The organism is Nocardia sp. NPDC004168 (assembly GCF_040610355.1).
Classification (GTDB): domain Bacteria; phylum Actinomycetota; class Actinomycetes; order Mycobacteriales; family Mycobacteriaceae; genus Nocardia; species Nocardia sichangensis.
In genome coordinates this window covers 13,991-31,342 of sequence record NZ_JBEXME010000024.1, presented here as the reverse complement: position 1 = coordinate 31,342, position 17,352 = coordinate 13,991, and the positions used below count along the sequence as shown (strand labels likewise).

17 protein-coding genes and 1 riboswitch are annotated in these 17,352 nt (G+C 68.3%); of the genes, 6 read left to right on the top strand and 11 right to left on the bottom strand.

Translation table 11 applies throughout. The annotated features are described in order from the left end of the window. Positions 1 to 2: 2 nt before the first annotated feature. Both ABZW96_RS29890 and ABZW96_RS29885 read right to left on the bottom strand, forming a co-directional pair. The gene (locus ABZW96_RS29890; protein WP_355079032.1) at positions 3 to 440 is read right to left on the bottom strand and encodes an SRPBCC family protein; all 438 of its coding nucleotides are present in this window, start codon (positions 438 to 440) and stop codon (positions 3 to 5) included. Between the two features lie 31 nt (positions 441 to 471). Further along, complete coding sequence (locus ABZW96_RS29885) at positions 472 to 1,689, bottom strand: lipid-transfer protein (RefSeq protein ID WP_355079030.1); 1,218 nt, start codon at positions 1,687 to 1,689, stop codon at positions 472 to 474. Positions 1,690 to 1,984: 295 nt separating this feature from the next. Here ABZW96_RS29885 and ABZW96_RS29880 point away from each other — a divergent pair, with 295 nt between their 5' ends. Then, positions 1,985 to 2,722, top strand: coding sequence for a TetR/AcrR family transcriptional regulator (locus ABZW96_RS29880; RefSeq protein WP_355079028.1), 738 nt, complete (start codon positions 1,985 to 1,987; stop codon positions 2,720 to 2,722). Here the strand turns inward: ABZW96_RS29880 and ABZW96_RS29875 are convergent. Then, the gene (locus tag ABZW96_RS29875) at positions 2,696 to 3,850 is read right to left on the bottom strand and encodes an MFS transporter (RefSeq protein ID WP_355079116.1); all 1,155 of its coding nucleotides are present in this window, start codon (positions 3,848 to 3,850) and stop codon (positions 2,696 to 2,698) included. The two genes, ABZW96_RS29880 and ABZW96_RS29875, sit on opposite strands and share 27 nt — an antisense overlap. A 361-nt stretch (positions 3,851 to 4,211) precedes the next feature. Between ABZW96_RS29875 and ABZW96_RS29870 the strand changes: the two genes are divergently transcribed. After that, positions 4,212 to 4,340 (top strand): hypothetical protein, encoded by a 129-nt coding sequence (locus ABZW96_RS29870; RefSeq protein ID WP_355079026.1) that lies wholly within the window; start codon positions 4,212 to 4,214, stop codon positions 4,338 to 4,340. A 173-nt stretch (positions 4,341 to 4,513) separates the two neighbouring features. Here the strand turns inward: ABZW96_RS29870 and ABZW96_RS29865 are convergent, their stop codons facing one another. Next, positions 4,514 to 5,731, bottom strand: coding sequence for an NADP-dependent isocitrate dehydrogenase (locus tag ABZW96_RS29865; RefSeq protein ID WP_355079025.1), 1,218 nt, complete (start codon positions 5,729 to 5,731; stop codon positions 4,514 to 4,516). Positions 5,732 to 6,086: 355 nt separating this feature from the next. Further along, positions 6,087 to 7,580, bottom strand: coding sequence for an MFS transporter (locus ABZW96_RS29860; protein ID WP_355079023.1), 1,494 nt, complete (start codon positions 7,578 to 7,580; stop codon positions 6,087 to 6,089). Between the two features lie 132 nt (positions 7,581 to 7,712). On the opposite strand from ABZW96_RS29860, the gene ABZW96_RS29855 reads away from it, so the two are divergent. Further along, the gene (locus ABZW96_RS29855; RefSeq protein ID WP_355079021.1) at positions 7,713 to 8,426 is read left to right on the top strand and encodes a TetR family transcriptional regulator; all 714 of its coding nucleotides are present in this window, start codon (positions 7,713 to 7,715) and stop codon (positions 8,424 to 8,426) included. Between the two features lie 52 nt (positions 8,427 to 8,478). After that, positions 8,479 to 8,589, top strand: a riboswitch (SAM riboswitch). Positions 8,590 to 8,806: 217 nt separating this feature from the next. Further along, a complete protein-coding gene (locus ABZW96_RS29850) occupies positions 8,807 to 9,964 on the top strand; it encodes a homoserine O-acetyltransferase (RefSeq protein ID WP_355079019.1) in 1,158 nt (385 codons plus the stop codon). A 63-nt stretch (positions 9,965 to 10,027) separates the two neighbouring features. Here ABZW96_RS29850 and ABZW96_RS29845 read toward each other — a convergent pair whose 3' ends face one another. Further along, a complete protein-coding gene (locus ABZW96_RS29845; RefSeq protein WP_355079017.1) occupies positions 10,028 to 10,405 on the bottom strand; it encodes a helix-turn-helix domain-containing protein in 378 nt (125 codons plus the stop codon). Between the two features lie 69 nt (positions 10,406 to 10,474). Between ABZW96_RS29845 and ABZW96_RS29840 the strand changes: the two genes are divergently transcribed. Further along, on the top strand, positions 10,475 to 11,122 hold the full coding sequence (locus ABZW96_RS29840; RefSeq protein ID WP_355079015.1) for a nitroreductase family protein: 648 nt from the start codon (positions 10,475 to 10,477) through the stop codon (positions 11,120 to 11,122). A 38-nt stretch (positions 11,123 to 11,160) separates the two neighbouring features. On the opposite strand, the gene ABZW96_RS29835 is transcribed toward ABZW96_RS29840, so the two are convergent. Further along, positions 11,161 to 11,406 carry a DUF3017 domain-containing protein gene (locus tag ABZW96_RS29835; protein WP_355079114.1) on the bottom strand — a complete coding sequence of 82 codons (246 nt, stop codon included), beginning with the start codon at positions 11,404 to 11,406 and terminating at the stop codon, positions 11,161 to 11,163. A gap of 217 nt (positions 11,407 to 11,623) precedes the next feature. Here ABZW96_RS29835 and ABZW96_RS29830 point away from each other — a divergent pair, with 217 nt between their 5' ends. After that, positions 11,624 to 12,088: a tRNA (cytidine(34)-2'-O)-methyltransferase gene (locus tag ABZW96_RS29830; protein ID WP_355079013.1), complete on the top strand. Its 465-nt coding sequence runs from the start codon at positions 11,624 to 11,626 to the stop codon at positions 12,086 to 12,088. A gap of 15 nt (positions 12,089 to 12,103) precedes the next feature. On the opposite strand, the gene ABZW96_RS29825 is transcribed toward ABZW96_RS29830, so the two are convergent. The 4 genes from ABZW96_RS29825 to ABZW96_RS29810 form a co-directional block, all read right to left on the bottom strand. Further along, complete coding sequence (locus ABZW96_RS29825) at positions 12,104 to 12,337, bottom strand: DUF167 domain-containing protein (RefSeq protein WP_355079011.1); 234 nt, start codon at positions 12,335 to 12,337, stop codon at positions 12,104 to 12,106. Further along, the gene (locus ABZW96_RS29820; protein WP_355079009.1) at positions 12,294 to 13,286 is read right to left on the bottom strand and encodes a DUF4349 domain-containing protein; all 993 of its coding nucleotides are present in this window, start codon (positions 13,284 to 13,286) and stop codon (positions 12,294 to 12,296) included. Before ABZW96_RS29820 ends, ABZW96_RS29825 begins: the two co-directional genes overlap by 44 nt. An 88-nt stretch (positions 13,287 to 13,374) precedes the next feature. Next, positions 13,375 to 16,728: an error-prone DNA polymerase gene (locus tag ABZW96_RS29815; RefSeq protein ID WP_355079008.1), complete on the bottom strand. Its 3,354-nt coding sequence runs from the start codon at positions 16,726 to 16,728 to the stop codon at positions 13,375 to 13,377. A 54-nt stretch (positions 16,729 to 16,782) separates the two neighbouring features. Beyond that, a complete protein-coding gene (locus tag ABZW96_RS29810; RefSeq protein ID WP_355079006.1) occupies positions 16,783 to 17,238 on the bottom strand; it encodes a hypothetical protein in 456 nt (151 codons plus the stop codon). Positions 17,239 to 17,352: the final 114 nt, after the last annotated feature.

Here is a 17,352-nt window from a genome sequence, read left to right as displayed (position 1 = left end):
GCTCATGCCGCCGAGGCCAACGTGTCGAGTTGGTCGAGCGAACGGTCGAGCTGTTTGATGCCGTCCTTCTCCACCGCTTTGCCGAGCGCGCCCTTGATCAACGCGCCCTCGAAGTCACCCGACACGAGGATGGTGCTGCCCTCGCCGTTGGGCCGGATGTCGAAGGTGAACTCGGTCCGCACGCCGGCCATGCCGGTGCCGCCGAGTGTCAGCTTGTTCGGCGCGTCCACCGAGACGATGGTCCATTCCAGTTTGTTCGCCATGCCGAGCATCACGATCTTGGCGACCAGCTTGGCGCCCGCGCTGAGCACGGCGGGCGGCTCCTCCATGAAGCGTTCGTGGATGGTGAACCACTTGTCCCAGGTCTGCGGGTCGGAGACGACCGCCCACAGGGCTTCGGGGGCGGCGTTGACGTCCTTGGTGGCTTCGATATGTCCCATGTGTCGCACTCCTCGTCGAGTTGGTCGGCGTTCAGCGGTCGGCGCGCCGGTAGGCGGTGACGACGGCCGCGCCGCCGAGGCCGATGTTGTGTTGCAGAGCGGCGGTGACGCCGTCCACCTGCCGCTTGTCCGCCGCTCCGCGCAGCTGCCAGGTCAACTCGGAGCACTGCGCGAGACCGGTCGCGCCGAGCGGATGCCCTTTCGAGATCAACCCGCCGGAGGGATTGACCACCCATTTGCCTCCGTAGGTGGTCTTGCCGTCGTCGATCAGCTGCCCCGCCTCGCCCGCGCCGCACAGGCCGAGCGCCTCGTAGAGCAGCAGTTCGTTGGCCGAGAAGCAGTCGTGCAGCTCGATGACCTGGAAGTCCTCCGGGCCCAGCCCGGACTGCCGATAGACCTTCCTCGCGGCCTGCACGTTCATGTCGTAGCCGATCAGGTTCTTCGCGGTGTCGTCGAAGGTCGAGGCGAAGTCGGTGGTCATCGCCTGGCCGACGATCTCCACCGCCTGCCCGGCGAGATCGTGGGCGTCGACGAAGTCCTCGCTCGCGAGGATCACCGCGCCGGACCCGTCGGAAGTCGGCGAGCACTGCAGTTTGGTCAGCGGGTCGTAGATCATCCGCGAGGCGAGGATGTCTTCGAGGGTGTATTCGTCCTGGAACTGCGAATACGGGTTGTTCACCGAGTGCTTGTGGTTCTTGTGGCCGATCTTGGCGAAGTGCTCGGCGGTGGTGCCGTACTGCTTCATGTGCTCGCGCCCGGCCGCGCCGAACATCCACGGCGCCACGGGGAACAGCACCTCGGAGATCTCGGCCAGCGCCATGATGTGCTTGGCCATCGGCTGCTCGCGATCGTCCCAGGTGGACCCCAGCGAACCGGGTTGCATCTTCTCGAAGCCCAGCGCCAGCGTGCATTCGGCCAGGCCGCCCCGGATCGCCTGGGCCGCGAGATACAGCGCCGTCGAACCGGTGGAGCAGTTGTTGTTCACGTTGACCACCGGGATGCCGGTCATGCCGAGTTCGTAGACGGCACGCTGACCCGAGGTGGATTCGCCGTACACATAGCCGACGTAGGCCTGTTCCACCAGGTCGTAGCTGATGCCCGCGTCCGCGAGCGCCTTGGTGCCCGATTCCCTGGCCATGTCCGGGTAGTCCCAGGCGCGAGTAGTGCCGTCGGCTTCCTCGACCAGGCGGCGGCCCGGCTTCTCGAACTTCGTCATGCCGACACCGACGACGTAGACCTTGTTCGCCATCGAACTCCTCAGATTGTGCGTACGCCGCGAGCGGCCGAACGAGCGAAAACAAACATACAAGGTTGTATGTAAGTGAGCAAGAGGTCCGCGCGGAAGCGCGACCACGACCCCGGTAACCAGCCGATTGCATTTCACTTGCTACATACAGTGAGACATGCATGTTTTCATCAGCACCGCCTCCGAAGGCGCGCTCAGCCGCAGTCGGATGCCGTCCGCCCCGGCAGCCTCGATATCGCCCATTTCCCCGCCGAAACGGCGGAACATACAGCACTGTATGTAAGTGTAGGATCGGGCGGTGGCCAGGAGCGTAGTCGTGAAGCAGCAGCGCCGGACGCAGGAACAGCGCAGCACCGAGATGCGCACCCGGCTGCTGGACGCGACGGTGGACTGCCTGGTCGAGTACGGATACTCGGGCACCACGACGCCGCGGGTGGCCGAGCGCGCCGGGGTGACCCGTGGGGCGCAGGTCCATCACTTCGGCTCGAAGACCGATCTGGTGGTGGCCGCGATCAGCCACCTGGCGCAACTGCGCGCCGAGACCGCCATGCGGGAGATGTCGCGGGTCGAAACCGGCGACGATCCGGTGGCCGCGGCGCTGGAGTTCCTGTGGGACCTGCACCAGGGTCCGCTGTTCATCGCGACCGTCGAACTGTGGGTGGCGGGGCGGACCGATCCGGTGCTGGCCGCGGCGATGGAGAAGGTCGAGCCGTTCGTCAACAACGCCGTCTTGCTGGCGGTCGCCCGCTTCGTGCCGGACGACGTGCGCCGCAAGGAAGCGCGCGACTTCATCTACACGGCCATGGACGCGCTGCGCGGAATCCTGATCTCGAATTTCATCGACCCGGACGACGAGCGCGCCCGCCGCCGGTGGCGACGCGCCTCGGCGCACCTGCACGACATCGCGGGCCGCGCCCTGGCCGCCCGCCCCGCCGGACAGTCCGCACCCGACCCGGCGAGTCCCAATCCCGACAAGCCGCCGACAACCTCGGGGCCCGCTTCGACATCGCTACCGCGTCGCCCGCTGCGGGCGTGATCTCCGCGCGGTCCAAGCGGTCACTGTGAACAACGCGACGCCGATCGCCGCGAGGGCCGCCCCGGCCACGGCCGGAGCGGTGTAACCGAGACCCGCGGCGATGACCAGGCCGCCGAGCCAGGCGCCCGCGGCGTTGGCGATGTTCAAGGCGGCGTGGTTGAGGGCGGCGGCGAGGGTCTGGGCGTCGGCCGCGAAGTCCATCAGACGGGTTTGCAGTGCCGGCGCCAAGGCAGCTCCGGACGCGCCGACCAGCAACGCGCCGAAGGCCGCGGTGTACGGGTTGTGCGCGGCGGCGACGAAGCCACCGAGGATGACGGTCATCGCGACCATCGACACCAGGATGGCGCGGTCCACGCCGCGATCGGCGAGCACGCCGCCGACGATGTTCCCGATCACCATGCCCACGCCGAACAGCATCAACACCAAGGGAACCGCGCCGGCCCGCAGACCCGCCACGTCGATGAGTGTTGTCGCGATGTAGGTGTAGACGGCGAACATGCCGCCGAACCCGACGGCGCCGACCAGCAGCGTCAGCAGTACCTGCGGGCGACGCAGCGCGCCGAGTTCGGTCATCGGGTTGGTCACCGTGATGCCGGTGAGTTCCGGCACGAAGCGCAGCAGCGCCGCCACGGTGGTCACTCCGATGAGCGCGACGACCACGAACGCATCGCGCCAGCCGAGATGCTGGCCGAGCCAAGTAGCGGCGGGAACGCCGACAACATTGGCGGCGCTCAATCCCAGCATAACCGCGGCAACCGCCTTCGCCCGCTGCCCTACCGGGGCGAGAGTGGCGGCGGCCAACGAGGCGACACCGAAGTAGGCACCGTGCGGCAAACCTGAGACGAATCGCGCGAGAACCAGCGTCTCGAACGAGGGCGCCAGGACGGTCGCCGCATTTCCCAGGGTGAACGCCACCATGAGCGCGACGAGCAGGCGCTTGCGCGGCATCCGCGCGCACAGCGCCGCGATCAGTGGCGCGCCGATCACCACACCGAGCGCGTAGGCCGATACCGCGTGCCCCGCGGTCGGCTCGGAGACCCGCATCGCCGAGGCGATGTCCGGCAGCAAACCCATGGTGACGAATTCGGTGGTCCCGATCCCGAATCCGCCGAGGGCCAGGGCGAGCATCGCGGGCACGTGCCAATCGGTTCGTCCGGGCGGCGCGGAGGTGCTGGTGGTCAGGGCGCTGGTCACGTGTTCATGTAACCGGCCTCGGCCTGCGATCGCTTCCCCAGCGAACGTGAGTTCGCCCACGTGCCGCCGACGAACTACGCAGGTGAACAGGAGAATTCGCCCAATACGGACGGGCGACCGTAGTCGGCCCGCCACCTTCGAGCATCGTCGCGGTGCCAGCTATCGGCTCGGGCCATGCCCGCGCCGGAAGATCGCCGCGCCCCGGCGATGCGCATCCGCCGATACTGCTGTACAGCGGCTCCCTCGCCGCGCAGGCCGAGCACGCAACATCCGCACGGCCAGCCGCAAGCAAGGCGTGGCGACCGATCTGCTCGATCCCCTGCTGCGACTGTTCGAAACGGAGGTCGAACGCGGCAACGGGGCGGCCGATTTCACCCGCGCTTTCGCGGGCCTGCTCGATCCCGCCGGAGTCGGCGCGAGCTGACAAGCGGCGACATCGCGAGGCATGCGCGACGGGCCGACGCCCCCAGCGAATCGGTCGCGAAACAGTCCGGGCACCCGTTCCACCGGAGGTGGGGCGGGTGCCCGATGTTCAGCCCGGCGCTGGGTGACCACCCAGCGCCGGAGTCGGCCGAGCGACGCGGCTCGGCCCCGGGATCAGCGCAGCGCGCGAGCCAGGTTGGCGTCCAGCGCGCCGAGGAACTCCTCGGTGCTCAGATAGCCCTGGTCACCGCCGACGAGCAGCGCGAGATCCTTGGTCATCTGGCCGCCCTCGACGGTCTTGATGACGACGTCCTCCAAGGTCTGCGCGAAGCCGATGACCTCGGGGGTGTTGTCCAGCTTGCCGCGATGCTCGAGCCCGCGGGTCCAGGCGAAGATGGACGCGATCGGGTTGGTTGAGGTCGGCTTGCCCTGCTGGTGCTGGCGGTAGTGCCGGGTGACGGTGCCGTGGGCGGCCTCGGCCTCACAGGTGCGGCCGTCCGGGGTCAGCAGCACCGAGGTCATCAGGCCGAGCGAGCCGAAGCCCTGCGCCACCGTGTCGGACTGCACGTCGCCGTCGTAGTTCTTGCACGCCCAGACGTAGCCGCCCTCCCACTTCATCGAGGAGGCGACCATGTCGTCGATCAGCCGGTGCTCATAGGTCAGGCCCGCGGCGTCGAACTGGCTCTTGAACTCGGCGTCGAAGATGTCCTGGAACGTGTCCTTGAACATGCCGTCGTAGGCCTTGAGGATGGTGTTCTTCGTCGACATGTACACCGGGTAGTTCTGCTGCAGGCCGTAGTTGAACGACGCCCGCGCGAAGTCCTCGATGGACTTGCGGAAGTTGTACATGCCCAGGACGACACCGCCCTCCTCGGGCATCTTCACGACCTCGTGCACGATCGGCTCGCTGCCGTCGTCCGGGGTGAAGGTCACGGTGACGGTACCGCCCTGGAACACCTTGAAGTCGGTGGCGCGGTACTGATCACCGAAGGCGTGACGGCCGATGATGATCGGCTTGGTCCAGCCCGGCACCAGCCGCGGAACGTTCGAGATGATGATCGGGGCCCGGAAGATGGTGCCACCCAGGATGTTGCGGATGGTGCCGTTGGGCGACCGCCACATCTTCTTGAGGCCGAATTCCTTGACTCGCGCCTCGTCCGGGGTGATAGTGGCGCATTTCACACCGACGCCGTGCTTCTTGATGGCTTCGGCGGCGTCGACGGTGACCTGATCATCGGTCTTGTCGCGGTATTCGATGCCGAGGTCGTAGTACTCGAGGTTCACGTCGAGATAGGGGTGGATCAGCTTGTCCTTGATGAACTGCCAGATGATCCGGGTCATCTCGTCGCCGTCGAGTTCTACGACGGTGCCTTCAACCTTGATCTTGGACATGGATCTTCGTGTCCTCCTAGGATGGTGCCCTCATTGCACGGCCAGGCGAACACGCTTGTGAGCGGACCCCAGCTGTTCCAACAGACAACGTATATGTCCCGCGTTGTCGGCGGGACATGTGGTGCAAACAAGACAAGCGTACTGCTGCCGAAGTCCTCACCGCACGGGCAGCCCCCGGAGTGAGCTGGACCACCTTTGCTACCGATTGGTAGGCAATGCCTTCCAGCGCCTCGGCGGGCACCCGCGCAACCGCCGTCGCCGCCATGATCCGCCTTCCGTTCCAGCACAGCAACCGCCTGGCACACGACGAGGCCCGCGCGGCGTCAGCACGCCGCACGGACCTCGTTCCGGTGGATCAGACCGCGACCGGAAGCCGTGCCCCGTCCTCGGAACCTTCGATCAGGTTCTCCGGCCGGTCCCGGATCATCAGCGCGATGATCGGGACGGCCGCCAAGAAGAACCCGGCGCCGACGTAGAAGGCCACGTCGTAACTGTGGATCGCGGCCCGCGCGGCCAAGTTGTCGATGCCAGGGTTGTCATGCGCGAAGGTCTTGGCGACCTGCACCGAGATGGTGGTCAGCAGCGCCGTGCCGACCGCCCCGCCGACCTGCTGCGCCGCGTTCAGCAGCGCGGAAGCGACGCCGGAGTCCTCTTCCTCCACCTGATGCAGCGCGACCGTCTGCATGCCGACGAACAGCGGACCCATACCGAGCGCGATGAGCACCTGAGCGGGCAGCACACCGGCGAGGAAGCTGTCACCGAAGCTCAGTTGAGCCAGCAGCACCAGGCCGACGACGCCCAGCACGGCCCCGGCCAGCATCAGCGGACGCGGGCCGAGCTTCGGCAGCAGAGCGCTGGTGACACCCGCCGAGATCGCGATGCCCGCCGGGAAGGGCAGGAACGCGAAGCCCGCCTTCAGGGCGGAGTAGCCCAGCGTGATCTGGAAGTAGAAGCTCAGGAACAGGAACATCGCGAACATCGCGATCGGGATGAGCAGCGCGGCGAGGAACGCGCCGCCCCGGTTGATCTCACCCGGGATGTGCAACGGCAGCAGCGGGTTCGCCGAGCGCCGTTCGATCGCGACGAAGGCGACGAGCAAGGCCAGCCCGGCGACCAGCAGCGCCAGCGTGCTGCCCGCCAGCCAGCCGTCGTCGGCGGCACGACTGAAGCCGTACACGATGGAGATCAGACCGAGCGTCACGGTGACGGCTCCTGGCACGTCGTATCCCCCGCTGCGCGGCGCGGGCACGTCCTTCGCCACCCAGGCCAGCGCGCCGAGCAGCGCGATCAGCGCGATCGGCGTGTTGACCAGCAGGCACCAGCGCCAGGAGGCGTATTCGGTGAGCGCGCCACCGGCGATCAGCCCCAGCGCCGCACCACCCGCGGAGATGCCCGCGAACACACCGAACGCGGTGGCCCGCTCGCCGGGCTCGGTGAAGGTCACCGACAGCAGCGAGAGCGCGGCCGGAGCCAGCAGTGCGGCGAACGCGCCCTGCAACGCGCGTCCGGCGAACAGTTCCGCGCCGGTCTGCGCGAGACCGGCCAGCGCCGACGCACTCGCGAAGCCGATCAGGCCGACGATGAAGATCCGGCGTCTGCCGAGGTAGTCGGCCAGCCTGCCGCCGAGCAGCAGCAGGCCACCGAAGATCAGCGTGTAGGCGGTGAGCATCCATTGCCGGTTGCCGTCGCTGATGTCGAGATCCCGCTGCGCGAACGGCAGCGAGATCGTCACGATGGTGGCGTCCAGCACCACCATGAGCTGGGCTAACGCGATCACTCCCAGCGCGAGCCAACGCGCTGAACCGCTCGCCCGCTGCGGCGCGTGCACCGCTGTCGCGGTCTCGGTCACGGTCTTCTCCTCGTCCTCGATGTCCGGAGCAATCCTGTCATCTAGCGACATTTGTCGTCAAGCGCAAAATGTCGTGTTACGACATTTGACCGTTACGGACAGGAAAACGGCAGGTTGCGTTAACATGGGGGCATGCTCGAGTTATCGGCGCCGACGGGCGCGGGCGCAGCGGCCGACCGCGCCGCCGGCGGCCCGGCGACCCAGGGCCTGCGCGAACGCAAGAAGCAACAGACCAGGCTGCGGATCATCGCCGCGGCCCTGGATCTGTGCGACACACAGGGCTTCGACGCGACCACGATCGAGCAGATCGCCAACGCCGCGGACGTCTCGCCGCGCACGATCAACCGCTATTTCGACAGCAAAGAAGACATTGTCCTGGGGCCCGTGCAGGATTTCGGGCAGACCATCGCCGAGACGCTGCGCGAGTTGCCCCGCACGGGCAACGAACTCGGGGCGCTGCGCCAGGCCTTCCTGCACGTGGTCGATGAAGCCGCCGCGGCGGGCGAGGCGGATCCGCTGTCGTTCCGGCAGTTCCAGAAGATGCAGCGGATTCTGCGCAGCAGCCCGTCGGTCAGCGCGCGCAGCATGGAGCACGCCGACGACAAGAACCACGCGATCGCCGCCGTGGTCGCCGAGCGCCTCGGCACCACGCCGGACGCGCGCCCGGTGCGGCTGATCGTCGGCACCTGGCAACTGATCGGCCACATCGGCATGGAGTGCTCCGACGATGTGTTCCTCGACGACGACCTGGCGGTCGCGGCCAGGGCGGGGCGGGCGGCGTTCACCGAGGCCTACGACGAGTTCGTGCGCACCTGCTGCGGGGCACCGACCGCTGCGGACCAGTGAGTTCGACGGAGGATTTCGGGCGCTGACCGCCCGCCGGTTATGATGCCGGGCAGGTCATGAGTACCAGCGTCAAGCCCCGGCTCGCTGGTCGGCAACCCTCCAGCCGCGGTGGGGTGCTCCGGGTGATGACCTGGCTCCCGAGAGCCGGGAGCAAGCGCGTAACAGGAGGTCGCCGGCATGTGTTGTTGTTCGTTACCCACACACCGCTAACCCCTGCTGTACCGGCGAACACCTGCTTGGGAGCAAACCATGAGTGAATTCACCGCGCCCGGGGCCGAGCGAGGCCCGGCGCAGTCGGCCCCGCACAGCCGTGGTGCCGAGTTCGGGGTCGTGCGCTTCCTCCCGGATCCTCCGCCCGCCGGTTTCGCGGGGGCGGCGACATGACCGTGAACACCGAACCGATCGCGCGGACCTCCGGCATCGCCCTGCCGCCCCCGGATGGACAGCTCGGCACCATCGCCATCGGGGACGTGCGGCTGGAGAACGGCGCGGTCATCCCGGACGTCCACCTCGCGGTACAACGCTGGGGTGAGCTCTCCCCCGGCATGGACAACATCGTGCTGGTCGAACACGCGCTGACCGGCGACTCGCACGTCGTCGGCAAGCCCGACGGCGTGCACCCGATGCCCGGCTGGTGGGACGGCATGGTCGGTCCCGGCGCGCCGCTGGACACCGACGAATGGTGTGTGCTCGCGACGAACGTGCTCGGCGGCTGCAAGGGCAGCACCGGGCCGTCCACTGCCGCTCCGGACGGAAAGCCGTGGGGCTCGCGTTTTCCCGAGATCTCCATCCGCGATCAGGTGACCGCCGAAGCCGCTCTGCTCGACCTGCTCGGTGTCGAGCGGCTCGCGGCCGTGGTCGGCGGGTCGATGGGCGGTATGCGGGTGCTCGAGTGGATGGTCGGCGCACCGGATCGGGTCGCCGCGGCGCTGGTGCTCGCGGTCGGAGCCCGCGCCACCGCCGATCAGATCGGCACCCAGACCACCCAGATCGCGGCGATCACGTCCGATCCGGACTGGCAGGGCGGCGACTATCACGGCACCGGCCGCGCCCCGACGACGGGGATGGCGCTGGCCCGGCGGATCGCGCACCTGACCTACCGCACCGAGTTCGAGCTGGATCACCGGTTCGAGAACAAGCCGCAGGGCGACGAGGACCCGTGGAACGGCGGACGCTACGCGGTGCAGAGCTACCTGGACCATCAGGCCGAAAAGCTCTGCAAGCGTTTCGATCCCGCCACCTATGTGCTGCTGACCGAGGCGATGAACCGCCACGACGTCGGCCGCGGCCGGGGCGGCATCGAGGCGGCGCTCTCGGCGACGCCGGTGCCGTGCGTGGTCGGCGGCGTCGACTCCGACCGGCTCTATCCGCTGCGGACCCAGCAGGAACTCGCCGATCTGCTGCCCGGATGCGACGGACTGGAGATCGTGCACTCCCGCGACGGGCACGACGGATTCCTCACCGAGGCGGCGGCGGTGTCCAAACTGCTGACCGAGACCATGCGCCTGGCCCGCGCCGGTGTGCGCCCCGAACGCTGACAAGGGTCCACTTCCCCTCGCGCCCGCACTGATCGGTACCTCGCGCCGTGATGCCGTCCACTCTCAGAGCGCTGCGGCTCGCCGCGCCGCTTCGATGCGGTTGATGTTGGTTTCGATCCACTCCCGCAGCGCCGCTATCGGCGTGCGCAGACTGTGCCCCAGCTCTGTCAGCGTGTAGTCGACTCGTGGCGGGATCGTGGGATGCACTGTGCGCGTGACGAAACCGTCGCTCTCCAGTTGCCGCAACGTCTGCGTCAGCATCTTCTGGGAGATACCATCGATACGGTGGCGCAGATCGGTGTAGCGCATGGTGCCGTCGGCGAGCGCGTCGATGATCAGGACCGTCCATTTCCCCGCGATGTGGTCGAGGATCTCCCGCGTGGGGCACTTCGCGGAGTACACGTCGGCGGGTAGGCCGGAACCTTCTATATAAGTGGGCACCTATTAGAGTGTAGCGCACCAAATAGTGCCTTCTTCCCATTGGAGTGTGACTCTCCGATAGTTAGAAATATGGAGACAAAGACACTTTCGGTAGCCGATGCGATCCGTGGACGTCGCACGGTGCGGCACTATCGCCCCGACCCGGTGGCGCCCGAACTGATCGAAGAGTTGCTCGAGCTGACGATGCAAGCGCCGAGCGCATGGAATATGCAGGACCGGTCGATCGTGGTGGTGACCAGCGAATCCGGCCGCGCCGCGCTGTCGGAGGCGGCGTTCGGCCAGCCGCAGCCGAGGGAGGCGCCGGTGGTGCTGGTCTTCGTCGCCGACGCCGCCGCCTGGCGAGACCGCAACGCCGACATCGCCGAACTAGCCGGTCGCAACGGCGCGTGGAACGCCGAGTTCACCGCCATGTTCGACACACGCGCCGAATATTTGGCGCTGGAACAGCGCGGACTGCTGCGGGAGAACGCCGTCAAGAACGCGATGATCGCGGCCACCTACGCGATGCTCGCGGCGACCGGGCTCGGCTTGGCCTCGGCGCCGATGAACGGCTGGGACGCGGAGTCGGTGAAGCAAGCCATCGGTATCGGCGACCGGGCAGATCTCGCCATCGCGGTACTGGTCACCATCGGCTACAGCGACGCCGCCCCTCCGCACCCGGGGCGTCGTCCGCGCGAGCGGACGGTCTTCGCCGAGCGATTCGCCGCTGCCCGCTGAGCACAAGGGCGACCCTGCCATCGCTGGGTCGCCCGCCCTCAGCCGACGCCGAGCGTGTTGATCGTGGCCGCGAGGAACAGGATGCTCGACCCCAGCAGCGTCAGCGCGCCGACGTCGAACGGCTTGCTGCGCACCGCCAGCAGCCCCACCCGGGTAGTCGGCAGGCACAGCCGGAATGCCGCCGCCAGCAGCGTCGCACCGCCGAAGAAGAACGTCCCGCGCCGCCAACGATCGGACGCCACGAACACCACCGCCACCACGATGACCAGCGTCACGACGACCATCGGCAGATGAGAACGCAAGAACTCCGCTCCCGAACCGCGGCGTCCGGCCCGGGCGATAGGCGTATCGGCATCGGTCACCTTCCCGATTCTTGCAGACCGGTCCGGTGGTCGACGAGTGGCGCATGGCTGCGGCGAATCGCGAGTACTCCCCGCGGCGGTGTGCCACTCGTGTGGGGTGCGGGCGGACGGCTCCGGTGACCTGGTTGACTGATGCGTCGTGTTCCATCTGATGTTCCATGAGCCGTGCATTCCGCCGAATACCGGCAACGCGATCCGGTTGGTCGCGGGGACCGGGTGTCATCTGCATCTGATCGAGCCGTTGGGATTCGATCTGTCGGAGCCGAAGTTGCGCAGGGCCGGGTTGGACTACCACGATCTGGCGTCGGTGACGGTGCACCCGAATCTGGCGGCGGCATGGGAGGTACTGCGCCCGGAGCGAGTTTTCGCGTTCACCACCCAGGGCACCACTCGGTTCACGGACGTGGCCTATCGCGAGAACGACGTGCTGCTGTTCGGCACCGAACCCACCGGCCTGCCCGCGGAGGTGCTGGCCGATCCGCGCATCACCGACCGGCTGCGCATCCCGATGCTGCCCGGCCGCCGCTCCATGAACCTTTCCAACGCGGCCGCGGTGACCGTCTACGAAGCATGGCGCCAACTCGGCTTCCCCGGCGGCATTTGAGCTGCGGCGGCGACATCAAGGCACGTCGATTTCGAATCGTTTGAAGCGGGAGGTCGCGCCCGCCGTCAGCCGGACGGCGGACTTGGGGACTCCGTAGTGGCCTGCGAGCAACTCGATGGCGGCCTTGTTGGCCTTGCCTTCGACGGCGGGAGCCCGCACGTACAGCTGCAGGCTCCCGTCGTCGAGGGTCTCCACCAGCGGTCCCTTACGGCTGTTCGGCTTGATCGTCGCCCTTACCACCGTCGGCACTCCTGCCTCCTGCGCTGGTCTCCGCGCCATCCGAGGCGCTGCTCACCGGCTCCGGTGCCGATTCTCCCGCACCAGGCGTGGGCTTGCGCCGCCGCACCAGGCGCACGATCCCCCACAGCACGGCGGCTACCACCGCGAGGAAGCCCAGCCACGGAATCGCTTTGCCGCTGAACACCATCGCGTCCTGCAGCCAGTCCACCAGCGAGTTCCAGCCGGAGACGATGCCGTCCCAGAAGTTGTCGGGGTCGTCGCCGGAGTTCTTGTGATCGGTGGTGACGTCGATGGTCAGCGTGGACAGGGCGACCTGGTCGTCGAGCCTGCGCTTCTGCGCGGTGAGGCTGTCCAGCTCACCCTGGCGGCTGGACAGCGCCTGCTCGGCGGCGATCAGGTCGGAGGTGGTGGTGGCGCCCGCGATGAGTCCGCGCAGCCGGTCGACCGAGGCTTGCAGTGCCTTGATCCGCGCGTCCAGGTCCTCCCAGTGCATGGTGACGTCGTCGCGATTGGTGGTGACCCGGGTGATCTGTCCGACCCCGCCGAGGCCCGCGATGAACGCGTCGGTCTTGTCCGCGGGCAGCCGGACGACGAGCGTGGCGCTTGGCTCGTTGTTGTCGGTGCCGGGCTGCTCGGTGCGGCTGTCGACGCGGCCGCCCGCGGCGCGCACCTGGTCGATGATCGTGCCCGCCGCGGTGACCGGCGCGTCCGCGGTGATCTCGACGCTGCCGGTGACCACCTCCTTGCGGGTGGACGTCGGTTCGGCGCCGGAGTTGTCCTCCCGCTTGGGCGGCGCCTGCTCGTGCAGCCCCGGGGGCACGAGCGCGGGAGCCGCGGGTCCCGGCCCGGTGACGATCGTCGGCGTCCGATCCCGAGCGGGTGCCGCGTTGTCGTCACCGCAGCCGGTGAGCAAGATCAACCCCAGCGCGCCGACGCACAGCACAGCAAGCTTCCTCATGCCTGGCACAGTAGCCGTTCGCACTGCGCGAAAAGCCGCGCATAACGGTTCTCTAGAACGCTTCTAACACTTCCTTAAAGCAACCGGCTCAACGGAAGTCGCGCGATTTGGACGCCATCCGCAGATCCATGCGCTGCAGATGTTCGGCGACCACGCTGACCACGCCCTCGGCATTATGCACCCGCCCGCGGATGAGCAGCGCGGCCGCGCCTTGGGCCAGTCGCCGGTAGCGCCGCCACAGCCCCAGCGAGCAGACGATGTTCACCATGCCGGTTTCGTCTTCCAGATTGAGAAAGGTGATGCCCTCCGCGGTCGCGGGACGCTGCCGATGCGTCACCGCGCCGCCCACCAGGACCCGCGAGCCGTCGGGCACGGTGCGCAGGCCGGAGGCGGGTATGACGCCGAGGGCGTCCAGGTGGGAGCGCAGGAACTGCGTCGGGTAACTGCCCGGCGAAACGCCCGTGGCCCAGACGTCGGCGGCGGCCGTCTCCAGATCGCTCATCCCGGGCAGGACGGGCGCGGTGGTGGACGCGCCGGTGCCGGGCAACCGGTCCGGGCGCTCACCCGCGGCGGCGCCCGCCGCCCAGAGCGCTTCCCGGCGGGCGCTGCCCAGGCTGCCGAGCGCGCCCGCCGTGGCGAGCGATTCCGCTTGCGCGACAGTGAGTTCCACCCGGCTGGTCAGGTCGAGGAAAGACGTGTAGGGTCGCTCACCCCTGGCGGCGACGATGCGCTCGGCGAGGTCGTCGCCGATCTGGCGGATCGCGGCGAGACCGAGGCGCACTTCGGTGCCCTTCGCCTCGAGGGTGGGCTCGGCGCGGCTGGCGTTGACGTCGGGACCGTGCACCACGACCCCGTGCCTGCGCGCGTCGGCGACCAGTGATTGCGGCGAGTAGAACCCCATCGGCTGGGCGCGCAGCAGACCCGCGCAGAAGGCGGCGGGATGATGCAGTTTGAACCAGGCCGAGTAGTAGACGATCGAGGCGAAGCTCTGCGAATGACTCTCGGGAAAGCCGAAATTCGCGAAGGCGTAGAGCTTCTCGTAGATACGGTCGGCGACCTCGCCGGTGATGCCGTGCCGCTCCCGCATGCCCTGGTAGAGCCGCGCTTTGAGACGTTCCATGCGCTCCGGTGACCGCTTGGAGCCCATGGCGCGGCGCAGCTGATCGGCCTCCACGGCGGTGAATCCGGCGACGTCGACGGCCATCTGCATGAGCTGCTCTTGGAACAGCGGCACGCCGAGCGTGCGTTCCAGCGAATTCTTCAGCGCCGGATGGTCGTAGACGACGTCCTCGGCCCCGTTGCGCCTGCGGATATAGGGATGCACCGACCCGCCCTGGATCGGGCCGGGGCGGATCAGCGCCACCTCGACCACCAGGTCGTAGAAGCTGCGCGGGCGCAGCCGGGGCAGGGTGGCCATCTGCGCACGCGACTCCACCTGGAAGACACCGACCGAGTCCGCGCGCGAAAGCATCTCGTAGACCTCGGGTTCGGCCAGGTCGAGCGCGTGCAGCTCGACGGTCTCGCCTTCGTGCTCGCGCACCAGGTCGATCATGTAGTGCAGCGCGGAGAGCATGCCGAGGCCGAGCATGTCGAACTTCACCAGATCGATGGCCGCGCAATCGTCCTTGTCCCACTGCAGGACGCTGCGGCCGGACATGCGCGCCCATTCCACCGGGCAGACGTCGGCGATCGGCCGGTCGCAGATCACCATGCCGCCGGAATGGATGCCGAGATGCCGCGGCAGCCCCTCGATATCGGCGGCCAGTTCCAGCACCTCGGCGGGGATGTCGGTGTTCGTCTCCGCGCCCACGCCGGTCCAGCGGCTCACCTGCTTGCTCCACGCGTCCTGCTGGCCGGGCGAGAAACCCAGCGCCCGTGCGGCATCGCGCACCGCGGACTTGCCGCGATAGGTGATCACATTGGCCACCTGCGCGGCGTATTCGCGGCCGTACTTGCGGTAGACGTGTTGGATCGCCTCTTCTCTGCGATCGGATTCGATGTCGACGTCGATGTCCGGCGGGCCGTCGCGCTCCGGGGAGAGGAAACGCTCGAACAGCAAGTGGTTGCGCACCGGGTCGACATTGGTGATGCCGATCGCGTAGCAGACCGCGGAGTTGGCCGCCGACCCGCGGCCCTGGCAGAGGATGTCGTTGTCCTTGCAGAAGCTGACGATGTCGTGCACCACCAGGAAGTAACCGGGGAATTCCAGGTCGTTGATCACCGCGAGCTCGTGCTCGATCTGCCGGTAGGCCTCCGGGTTCTCCTGGGGAGTCCCGTAGCGCGCCGCGGCGCCCGCCATGGCGAGTTCGCGCAGCCAGGACTGCTCGTCGTGTCCGGCGGGCACGTCGAAGGGCGGCAGGTTCGGAGCGATCAACTGCAGGTCGAAGGCGCATTCGCGAGCCAGGGCCGCCGCGTTCGCCACCGCCTGCGGGCAGTCGGCGAACAACCGCGCCATCTCCGCCCCGGACCGCAGGTGCGCACCGCCCGCAGGGGCCAGCCAGCCCGCTATCTCGTCCAAGCTCTGCCTGGCCCGGATCGCCGCCAGCGCCATGGCTCGGCGACGCCCGCTCGGTGCGGCGAAATGCGCTCCGGTGGTGGCGAGCACCGGGAGGCCGAGACGATCGGCCAGGGCGATGAGATGCGTATTGCGCTCGTCGTCCTCCGGGATGCCGTGATGGGTGAGTTCCACGCTCACCCGATCGGCGCCGAAGCGGTCGGTGAGTTCCCGCAACGCGGCTTCCGAACGCTCGAGCCGGGTGCTGCCCGCGCGCGAGTCGAGTTCGAGCGCCTGGCGCAGGTGACCCTTTCGGCATCCGGTCAGGATGTGCCAGTGCCCCTCGGCCGCCGCGGTGAGCGTGTCGAGGTCGTAGCGCAGGATGCCCTTCTCCCCTGCGGCCATGTGCGCGGCGGCGATCTCTCGGGAAAGCCTGCGGTAGCCCTCTTGGCCGCGGGCCAGCACCAGCAGGTGCGGCCCGGCCGGGTCCGGCGCGCCGGTGCGCGGCGCCGAGTCGGGGGCGGCGGCGTGCCCGCGCACGGCGCCCGGCACGTGTGGTTCGAGTGCCGTGCCGAGCGACAGTTCGGCTCCGAAGACGGTGGGCATGCCCCATTCCTTGGCCGCCTCGGCGAAACGGACGGTGCCGTAGAAGCCGTCGTGGTCGGTGAGCGCGATCGCCGTCAGGCCGAGCCGCACCGCCTCCTCCACCAGTTCCTCCGGCTGGCTCGCACCGTCCAGGAAGCTGTAGGCCGAATGCGCGTGCAGCTCCGCGTACGGGACCGTCGGTTCATCGACAGGGCGCACCGGCTCGGGCCGGTACTCGCCGCGCTTACGCGACCACGCCGGACTGTCGCCGCCGTCGCCCGGATACGTCACATCGGGGCTCGGCCGCCCGGACAGCACCCGCTCCATCTCCGCCCAGCTGGGCGGACCGTTTCCCCAGCCCACGACTCACCTCCTCGTCTCGAACATACATTCGAAGACGGACGATGTACAGGCAGGTCAGGACGCCCGGAGACGCTCCACGGAACCGGCGGACAGAGCGGCCTCGACACCTTTCAGACGAGTCCGGATGAGCGCGCCGTAGGCATCGGAGGCGAGGACGTCGAGATGCCCGCGCGCGATGGCCAACTGCATCCTGGCCACTTCGAACTCGCCGACCCGGCGATGACTGTCGGCCAGGTTCAAGTAGAGCGACGGCAAGAAGCCGCGCAGGTCTTCATCGAGCGGCACACCGGGCCCGAACACCGCGGCCAGCGCGCGCTGATCCCAGCGCAGCGCCTCGGCGGGCTCCTCCTGGAGATCGGCGAGATGATGTGCGACCACGCAGCGCTGCAACACCCCGCCGTGTTCGCCGAGTTCGTCCCAGAGCTTTTCCAACGCCCGTCGCCCCGCCGCGGGGTCGACGCCACCGAGCCGCACCGCGGCAAACACCTCCGCCATCCGATCGTCCGACATGCGCTGAGTATCGCACATATGTTCGAACGTTTCGAGAGTTGTTCGATCCGTTTCGCGCATTCGCAAACCCCCAGGCCGCGTGCGGTTCTCGACCCGAAAGGCCGCACCGGGCGC